We start from the raw sequence: 8392 nt of genomic DNA on the forward strand, positions 1-8392 counted from the left end.
CCCCGGGACGGGCCGCCACCCCCGTGGACGGCCCGTCAGCCCAGGACGGCGATCTCCGCCGTGTGGCTCGCCTGGCGCCAGGCGAGGGCCGAGCCGAGCGCCTTCGGGACCGGGCCGGCCGCCGGGTACAGCTTCTCGATCCGGCCTCGGTACTCCCGGCGCTGCTTGGGATCCAGCACCGTGCGCAGCCGCCCCGCGGCGACCAGGGCCACCAGCGCCGCGTCGGCCGGGTCCACCCGGCTGAGCGGGCCCTTCAGCGCGGCGGTGACGGAGGCCGCCAGCGCCGCGCGCACCTCGGGCCCGTCCAGGGTGACCCGGGTGACCGGGAACACCCCGGCCGCCCGGCCCTGCTGGAGGCCGATCCAGCCCGCCTCCGCCAGGCCCTCCCGGATCCGCCGGGCCGGCTGGTCGCGCCCGACGCTGGGGGCGCGGCCGATCCACCAGCTCCAGCTGTGCGGCCGCTTCTCCTGGATCCGGCCCAGCAGGTGGGCGCTGTACGGGTCGAGGCCGGCCGAGGCGGCGGAGTCCCGGACCCTCGCGACGGCCGTCCGGCCCTCCTCGCGCACCAGTCCGCGGCGCAGCAGTTCGGTCAGCGCCGCCGCCTGCAGCACCAGGTGGAGGGTGGACTGCCGGGTGATCCGCCCGCGCCGCGGGTCGTAGGCGAGCAGGTACAGCTTCTCGGGCAGGTTGACGGGGAGGTCGGCGGGCGGCTTGCTGGGCAGTTTGGCGAGCAGGTCCATCTCGTTCTCCGGTCGTTCGGTCGGTGCCCGGACCGCCGCGGTCAGTCCGCCGCGGAACCACCGCTCTGCGGACTCTCCGGGCTCTCCGGGCGGCTCTCCGGGTTCTCCTCGGGCGGGCTCTCCTTGGGCGGGCGTCCGCGCCGGGGGAGCCGGGCCGCGCCGCCGGGCATCCGGCCGGCGTCGGTGAGGGCGCGGCGGAGCAGGAACTCGATCTGGGCGTTGGTGCTGCGCAGTTCGTCCCCGGCCCACCGGGCCAGCGCGTCGTGAACTGAAGGGTCCAGTCGCAACAGGAGCTTCTTCCGTTCCGTCGCCAAGGCCTCGCCTTACTGGTAGAGGGAGCCCGTGTTCACGACGGGCTGGGTGCCGCGGTCGCCGCAGAGCACCACCAGGAGGTTGCTCACCATGGCGGCCTTGCGCTCCTCGTCCAGCTCCACGACATCGCGTTCGGCGAGCCGGTCCAGCGCCTCCTCGACCATACCGACGGCGCCCTCGACGATCAGCCTGCGCGCCGCCACCACGGCCCCGGCCTGCTGGCGCTGGAGCATCACCTGGGCGACCTCCGGAGCGTACGCGAGCCTGGTGATCCGGGACTCGATGACCCGCACTCCGGCCGCGGCGACCCTGGCGGCGATCTCGGTGGAGAGCTTGCGGGCGATCTCGTCCGCGCCGTCGCGCAGCGACAACTGGCCCTCGTGGTGGGCGTCGTACGGGTAGCTGGTGGCGATGTGCCGTACGGCCGTCTCGGTCTGGATGGCGACGAAGTCGGCGTAGTCGTCCACCTCGAAGACCGCCATCGCGGTGTCCTCGACCTGCCAGACCACCACGGCGGCCATCTCGATCGGGTTGCCGTCCGCGTCGTTGACCTTGGTGGTCTCCGTCTCGTGGTTGCGGATCCGGGTGGATATCCGGCGCCGGCTGGTGAAGGGGTTCAGCCAGGTCATGCCCTCGGCGCGGACGGTGCCCCGGTAGCGCCCGAGCAGCTGGACCACCCGGGCCTGTCCGGGCGAGACCACCGTCAGCCCGCACATCAGCACCACCGAGCCGAGCAGCAGCACCGGCCCGAGGACCATCAGCCCGATGCCCAACCCCTTTCCGCTGCCGGAGAGTTGGACCGCACCGGCGACGAACGAGCCGACTCCGGCGAGCAGGCCGAGCAGCGTGCCGCCGAGGACCGGCAGGCCGGCCGCCCCGGTGATGGCCCGTTCGGTGATCTTGGGGACCGGGAGGTCCAGGACGGCACCGTCCTCGACGGCGAAAGGCGGGGTGGTCATGGGGCGACTCCTTCGGCGAGCATCCGCATCCGATGGCAAAGTGATATCACTTTTTGAGCGCGCGGCGCCAGGGTCCGGTGACGGGAAGAAAGGAGCGAACGGCCGCGGAGAAGGCGGCGGAGAGCCGTCGGGGCCGGTCGGGGCCGATGCCCACGGGCGGGTGAATTCCGGCGCGCCACACGGGGAAGGAGGGTGGCCGCGGCCTAGACTCTGCGACGTCGCATGCGGTGGAAAGACGGCGGGCCCCGGCTCGGCGGCCCGCCCGCGAAGGGTCGTCACGACACTCGTCGCACATCGAGAAGGTGGGGCGGGTGGGACTCGAACCCACGACCAAGGGATTATGAGTCCCCTGCTCTAACCGGCTGAGCTACCGCCCCGGTTCGCCGCGCGCGCCGGTCGTCGACACGGCAGCAGCAGACGGCCCCAGCGAGGCCGTCCCGGGCAGCATAGCCGGTCGATCACCCGTGATGCTCGCCGGGGGCGCACCTGGGTGCGCGACGGTGCGCCCCTCCCGGGCGGCGCAGCCCGGGTGGCGGCGGGGCACCCGTCCGGGGCAGCCTGGGCGGATGACGACACGTGGGACGGGGGCGGCGGCCGCGGCGCTCGCGCTGGTGCTGGCCGCGGCGGGCTGCACCACCGCGGCGCGGCCGGGCGGAAGCTCCCCGACCGTCACCTCCGCACCACCCACCACCGCCGCCACCTCCACCGCCGTCAACAGCCACGGCTGGAACCGTCAGCGGTTCAAGGGCGCGTCCGGCCGGCACACCGGCGTCACCCGCACCGCCAAGCCCACCGTGCTCAACGGCCTGGTCGGCGCGGTGTTCACCCGCAACGCCACCGGCGACCACTTCTGCACCGCCAGCGTGGTCGACAGCGCCGGGCTCAACCTCGTCGTCACCGCCGCCCACTGCGTCTGGGACCCGAAGCTCGGCCGGCGCGGCGACCTGGTCTTCGTCCCCGGCTACCGCGACGGCGACACCCCCAGCGGCGTCTGGCCGCTGCTGGCCGTCACCGTGGACGACGCCTGGAACGACCACGCCGACCCGGACATGGACGTCGCCTTCGCGGTCGTCCAGGCCCAGAACGGGCAGCAGGTCCAGCAGGTGCTCGGCGCCAACCGACTGGGCGTCAACCGCGGCTACCGGCTCCCGGTGAAGATCACCGGCTACCCGAGCAGCAGCGGCGTCCCGATCACCTGCTCCAACACCACCCTCCAGCAGAGCCCCACCCAGCTGCGGATCGACTGCCCCGACTACACCGGCGGCACCAGCGGCAGCCCCTGGGTCACCGACTTCGACCCGAGCACCAGGACCGGCACCGTGGTCGGCGTGATCGGCGGCTACCAGGAGGGCGGCAACAGCCCGGACACCTCGTACAGCAGCTACTTCGGCGACCGCGTCCAGGCGCTGTACGACCGCGCCACCGGCTGACCGGGCGGCGGGCGGGACCCCGGCGGTGGCGCCGCCGGGCCCGGCCTGGTAGATCTTCCTCACGAACGGCGGAACGCACGGCCCCGGTGCCCGCCCCGAGGACGAGACGGAGCCCCGATGGCCTCCCGCCCGGCACGGCCCGCGCACACGGCACGAACGGTCGCGCTGGCCGCCCTGCTGCTGGCCGCCGGCACCGCCTGCGGCGGGCAGGACGCGGCGCCCCGCGCCGAGGTCGCGCAGCGGAGCCCCGCCCGGGACCGGATCGGCACCCTCTCCATCCACACCGCGCAGGGGCCGCGGGCCTGCACCGCGAGCGTGGTGCACAGCCCCCGGGGCAACCTGCTGGTCACCGCGGCGCACTGCGTGCAGACCCGCCGGATCGGCCTGCTGGACGGCCTGGTGTTCACCCCCGGCTACCGCAACGGGTCCACCCCGTACGGGACTTGGCCGGTGCAGGCGATCACCGTCGACCCGCGCTGGGCGGCCGGCGACGACCCCGAGTACGACGTGGCCTTCGTCACGGTGGGCCCGGTCGACGGCCGGCAGGTCGAGGAGGCGGTCGGCGGCAACCCGGTCGGCACCGGCCAGGGCTTCGGGCTGTCCGTCTCGGTCACCGGCTACCCGAACGAGAGCGACGAGCCGATCACCTGCGCCGTCCGCACCAGCTCGCAGAGCGCCACCCAGGAGCGCTTCGACTGCGGCGGCTACACCGACGGCACCAGCGGCAGCCCGTGGGTCACCTCGAACGGCGCGGTGGTCGGCGTGATCGGCGGCTACCAGGAGGGCGGGGAGACCCCCGGCACCTCGTACAGCGTCACCTTCGACCAGCGGGTCGCCGAGCTCTACCGGAAGGCGACCGCCTGACCCGGGAACCGCCCCCGGCGCCGGGGGCGGTGTCGCGCACGTCACGCCGCGGAGCCGGACGGGGACAACACGAAGGCCCCCCGGTCGACCGAGGGGCCTTCGCTCTGAGCAGTCACCGGGCAGGCCCGGTGCAGCTCCCGCAATTGGACTCGAACCAATAACCTGCCGATTAACAGTCGGCTGCTCTGCCAATTGAGCTATGCGGGATCGCGGTACCCAACTTCCGTACCACGGACGGGAACAGGACCCCGGAGGGCCTTCTCCCGAGCTCCCCCAATTGGACTCGAACCAATAACCTGCCGATTAACAGTCGGCTGCTCTGCCAATTGAGCTATGGGGGATCGGCTCCCGCCTCGGCCCCCGGTCTCCCGGGCTCCTCGGCGCTCGCTGCGGGACATACATTAGCGCACTCGGGGGGGTGGTCCGCCAATCGCTTTCCCGGATCGCCCCCGGATCGCCGCCCGGCGTGCCCCGCGCGCGCCCGGCGACGGGGCCGGGGATGCTGGGGCGCGGACGGTTCGCCGTCCCGACGTACGGGTAGGGCAATGCGGCAGAGGCCGCCAGGAGAGGGTGGATCCGACCATGTGGAAGCTGTCGTTGGCCGTGGGTTTCGCGGCCGGCTACGTCCTGGGCTCGCGAGCCGGGCGCCAGCGCTACGAACAGATCGCCAAGGTCACCCGGGAGATCGCCCGGAACCCCACGGTCCAGAACGCGACCGACCGGGCCCGGCAGCAGGCCGGTGCGGTGGCCGGGAAGGCGGCCGACGCGGTCGCCGGCCGGGTCGGCGACCGGCTGCCGAACGCCGTCACCGACCGGGTGCCGTACTTCAACCGCACCAGGGCGGAGGACGACGGCTGGGGGACCTTCCGGCCGTGAGCGCCGGGCCCGGCCCGACCGCCTCACCCGGGGCGGTGGGGCCGGGTACCCGCCGTCCGTGACGGGACGGTGACAGCTGGGCGAAGCGGACCCCGCCCCGGGGTCGCGAACCCGCAACAGGCCGCCCGGCCCGGACGCGTCCGGGGCCGGGCTGAGGCATGATCTCGGCATGGCCATCGTCGCGGGGATAGACAGCTCGACCAACCGCACCAGGATCGTCGCGTGCGACGCCGACACCGGCGCCGTCCTGCGCTCCGGCAAGGCGCCGCACCCCGTCCCCGAGGACCAGGACCTGCGCCCGGGCGAGGCCGACCCCCAGGTCTGGCTGCACTCGCTCGGCGACGCCGCGACCGGCGGCCTGCTGGAGAGCGTCCGGGCGATCGGGGTCAGCGCCCAGCAGCACGGGATGATCGGCCTCGACGCGGGCGGGGTGCTGGTCCGCCCGGCGATCCTCTGGAACGACCCGCGCTCCAGCGGCGCCGCCGCCAAACTGCTGGACGCCCTCGGCGGCCCGGCCGCCTGGACGGCCGCGATCGGCTCCGTGCCGGCCCCCACGTACACCGTCGCCAAGCTGCGCTGGCTGGCCGAGTTCGAGCCCGCCAACGCCCGCCGGGTCGCCGAGGTGCTGCTGCCGCACGACTGGCTGGTCTGGCAGCTGCTCGGCCACCCCAAGCGCCGCACCACCGACCGCGGCGACGCCTCCGGCACCGGCTACTGGTCGCCGATCACCGGCGAGTACCGGCAGGACCTGGTGGAGCTGGCGCTCGGCCACGAGCTCAGACTGCCCGACGTCCTGCCCCCGGCCGAGCCCGCCGGGCACACCCCCGAGGGCCTGCTGATCTCGGCCGGCACCGGGGACAACATGGCCGCCGCGCTGGGCCTGGGCCTCGGCCCGGGCGACGCGGTGGTCTCGCTCGGCAGCGCCGGGACGATCTTCGCTGTGCACGAGGAGGCCGTGGTCGACGCGTCCGGCCTGGTCTCCTCCTTCGCCGACGCCAGCGGCCGGCACCTGCCGATGGTCGCCACCCTCAACGCCGCCCAGGTGCTCCGCTCCACGGCCGCCCTGCTCGGCCGGGACCTGGAGGGCCTGAGCGACCTCGCCCTGCACTCCTCCCCCGGCGCCTACGGCCTGGTGCTGCTGCCGTACCTGGACGGCGAGCGCACCCCCGCGCTGCCGCACGCGGCCGGCACCCTGACCGGCCTGCGGGCCGAGGCGATGACCCCTCAGCACCTGGCCCGGGCCGCCGTCGAGGGCATGCTCTGCAACATCGCCGACGCCCTCGACGTGCTGCGCGCCCAGGGCGTCCCGGTGAAGCGGGTGTTCCTGCTCGGCACGGCCGGGCGGCTGCCCGCCGTCCGGCACATCGCCCCGATGCTGTTCGGCGTCCCGGTCGTGGTGCCGCCGCCCGGCGCGCACGCCGCCCGCGGGGCCGCCCGGCAGGCCGCCTGGGCGCTGGCCGGCACCCCGCAGCCCCCGGAGTGGGAGCTGCCCGACGCCGAGACCGTCGAGCCCGACGGGGAGCAGGACCTGGCGATCGGCTCGGCGGTGCGTCAGCAGTACCGGGCCGCCCGCGACCAGGTCCACCCGGAGGCGGCGGCCTGACCCCGGAGCGGGGGCGGCGGACCGAGCCCCGGAGCAGGGGTGACGGACCGCGCGGATGCGTCGCCCGGCACCCGGTGGCAGCGTGGGACGGGACACGGCCACCGACCCGAAGGACGGCAGGACGCCATGGCGCTGCACAAGGGGGCCGGCGGCGACCGCCGGCTGAGCATCGGCCCGTACCCGACCATCGCCGACCCGCTGGGCGCGATGAAGCTGGCCCCGCCGCTGCACCGGCTCGGCGAGGTCCCCGTCGCGGCCGAGACCGCGTACCAGCTGATCCACGACGAGCTGATGCTGGACGGCAACGCCAAGCTCAACCTGGCGACCTTCGTCACCACCTCGATGGAGGCCCAGGCCACCCGGCTGATGACCGAGTGCCTCGACAAGAACATGATCGACAAGGACGAGTACCCGCAGACCGCCGAACTGGAGCGGCGCTGCGTGGCGATCCTCGCCGACCTCTGGCACGCCCCCGACCCGGACGGCGCGGTCGGCTGCTCCACCACCGGCTCCAGCGAGGCCTGCATGCTGGCCGGCATGGCACTCAAGCGCCGCTGGATGCACCGCAACGCCGACCGCTACGCCGCCGGGGCCCGGCCCAACCTGGTGATGGGCGTCAACGTGCAGGTGTGCTGGGAGAAGTTCTGCAACTTCTGGGAGATCGAGGCGCGCACCGCGCCGATGGAGGGCACCCGCTTCCACCTGGACGCCGAGCGGGCGGTCGCCCTGTGCGACGAGGACACGATCGGGGTGGTCGGCGTGCTCGGCTCCACCTTCGACGGCTCGTACGAGCCGGTCGCGGAGATCTGCGCGGCCCTGGACGCCTACCAGGAGCGCACCGGCACCGACGTCCCGGTGCACGTGGACGGCGCCTCCGGCGCCATGGTGGCGCCCTTCCTCGACCCGGAGCTGCTCTGGGACTTCCGGCTGCCCCGGGTGGCCTCGATCAACACCTCCGGCCACAAGTACGGCCTGGTGTACCCCGGCGTGGGCTGGGCGCTCTGGCGCGACCGGGCGGCGCTGCCGGAGGAGCTGGTCTTCCGGGTCAACTACCTGGGCGGCGAGATGCCGACCTTCGCCCTCAACTTCTCCCGGCCCGGCGCCGAGGTGGTGGCCCAGTACTACGTCTTCCTGCGGCTCGGCCGGGAGGGCTTCCGGGCCGTCCAGGGCGCCTGCCGCGAGGTCGCCACCTACCTGGCCGGGCGGATCGGGAAGCTGGACGGCTTCCGGCTGCTGACCCGGGGCGACCAGGTCCCGGTGTTCGCCCTCACCACCGAGGGGGACGTCCCGTTCGACGTGTTCGACGTCTCACGGCGGCTGCGCGAGCGCGGCTGGCAGGTCCCCGCGTACACCTTCCCGGCGAACCGGGAGGACCTGTCGGTGCTCCGGGTGGTCTGCCGCAACGGCTTCTCCCGGGACCTCGCCGACCTGCTGCTGGCCGACCTCGACCGGCTGCTGCCGGAGCTGCGGCGCCAGCCCGTCCCGCTCCGGGAGCTCGGGGTGCCGCCCCGGCCGGGCTTCCACCACTGACCCCGTTCGCGCGGCCGGGCGTGCATCCGGCCGGTCGTACGACCGGGAGAACGTCACGGCGGGGAGGGCGCAGCGAAG

8 protein-coding genes and 3 tRNA genes are annotated in these 8392 nt (G+C 74.4%); 5 read left to right on the top strand and 6 right to left on the bottom strand.

Annotated elements, in window-relative coordinates; all coding sequences use genetic code 11:
- Positions 1-35: 35 nt before the first annotated feature.
- From ACFU7Z_RS30835 to ACFU7Z_RS30850, 4 genes are all read right to left on the bottom strand, one after another.
- Positions 36-740, bottom strand: a complete 705-nt coding sequence (locus ACFU7Z_RS30835; RefSeq protein WP_380781113.1) for a GPP34 family phosphoprotein — start codon at positions 738-740, stop codon at positions 36-38.
- Between the two features lie 41 nt (positions 741-781).
- Positions 782-1054 carry a hypothetical protein gene (locus tag ACFU7Z_RS30840; RefSeq protein ID WP_380781115.1) on the bottom strand — a complete coding sequence of 91 codons (273 nt, stop codon included), beginning with the start codon at positions 1052-1054 and terminating at the stop codon, positions 782-784.
- A 9-nt stretch (positions 1055-1063) separates the two neighbouring features.
- Entirely contained in the window at positions 1064-2011 is a 948-nt protein-coding gene (locus ACFU7Z_RS30845) for an SPFH domain-containing protein (RefSeq protein ID WP_380781117.1), read from the bottom strand.
- Positions 2012-2314: 303 nt separating this feature from the next.
- Positions 2315-2388, bottom strand: a tRNA-Ile gene (locus tag ACFU7Z_RS30850).
- A gap of 189 nt (positions 2389-2577) precedes the next feature.
- On the opposite strand from ACFU7Z_RS30850, the gene ACFU7Z_RS30855 reads away from it, so the two are divergent.
- Both ACFU7Z_RS30855 and ACFU7Z_RS30860 read left to right on the top strand, forming a co-directional pair.
- Positions 2578-3441 (top strand): serine protease, encoded by an 864-nt coding sequence (locus ACFU7Z_RS30855; RefSeq protein WP_117487690.1) that lies wholly within the window; start codon positions 2578-2580, stop codon positions 3439-3441.
- A gap of 117 nt (positions 3442-3558) precedes the next feature.
- Positions 3559-4305 (top strand): serine protease, encoded by a 747-nt coding sequence (locus ACFU7Z_RS30860; protein ID WP_053111986.1) that lies wholly within the window; start codon positions 3559-3561, stop codon positions 4303-4305.
- Positions 4306-4439: 134 nt separating this feature from the next.
- Here the strand turns inward: ACFU7Z_RS30860 and ACFU7Z_RS30865 are convergent.
- Positions 4440-4512 (bottom strand) — tRNA-Asn (locus ACFU7Z_RS30865).
- 61 nt (positions 4513-4573) lie between these two features.
- A tRNA-Asn gene (locus ACFU7Z_RS30870) sits at positions 4574-4646 on the bottom strand.
- A gap of 229 nt (positions 4647-4875) precedes the next feature.
- Between ACFU7Z_RS30870 and ACFU7Z_RS30875 the strand changes: the two genes are divergently transcribed.
- The 3 genes from ACFU7Z_RS30875 to ACFU7Z_RS30885 all read left to right on the top strand — a co-directional run bounded on the left by ACFU7Z_RS30875 (position 4876) and on the right by ACFU7Z_RS30885 (position 8314).
- The gene (locus tag ACFU7Z_RS30875; protein ID WP_310593127.1) at positions 4876-5181 is read left to right on the top strand and encodes a hypothetical protein; all 306 of its coding nucleotides are present in this window, start codon (positions 4876-4878) and stop codon (positions 5179-5181) included.
- 169 nt (positions 5182-5350) lie between these two features.
- Positions 5351-6784 (top strand): FGGY family carbohydrate kinase, encoded by a 1434-nt coding sequence (locus ACFU7Z_RS30880; protein ID WP_049650212.1) that lies wholly within the window; start codon positions 5351-5353, stop codon positions 6782-6784.
- A 126-nt stretch (positions 6785-6910) separates the two neighbouring features.
- Positions 6911-8314, top strand: a complete 1404-nt coding sequence (locus ACFU7Z_RS30885; RefSeq protein WP_074000755.1) for a glutamate decarboxylase — start codon at positions 6911-6913, stop codon at positions 8312-8314.
- Positions 8315-8392: the final 78 nt, after the last annotated feature.

The sequence above is a fragment of the Kitasatospora sp. NPDC057518 genome, from assembly GCF_042802075.1.
Taxonomy (GTDB): Bacteria; Actinomycetota; Actinomycetes; order Streptomycetales; family Streptomycetaceae; genus Kitasatospora.

Bases quoted from the DNA above. Each gene is read 5' to 3' on its own strand.
- ACFU7Z_RS30835 (WP_380781113.1), bottom strand. From the start codon at position 740: ATGGACCTGCTCGCCAAACTGCCCAGCAAGCCGCCCGCCGACCTCCCC.
- ACFU7Z_RS30845 (WP_380781117.1), bottom strand. From the start codon at position 2,011: ATGACCACCCCGCCTTTCGCCGTCGAGGACGGTGCCGTCCTGGACCTC.
- ACFU7Z_RS30855 (WP_117487690.1), top strand. From the start codon at position 2,578: ATGACGACACGTGGGACGGGGGCGGCGGCCGCGGCGCTCGCGCTGGTG.
- ACFU7Z_RS30860 (WP_053111986.1), top strand. From the start codon at position 3,559: ATGGCCTCCCGCCCGGCACGGCCCGCGCACACGGCACGAACGGTCGCG.
- ACFU7Z_RS30880 (WP_049650212.1), top strand. From the start codon at position 5,351: ATGGCCATCGTCGCGGGGATAGACAGCTCGACCAACCGCACCAGGATC.
- ACFU7Z_RS30885 (WP_074000755.1), top strand. From the start codon at position 6,911: ATGGCGCTGCACAAGGGGGCCGGCGGCGACCGCCGGCTGAGCATCGGC.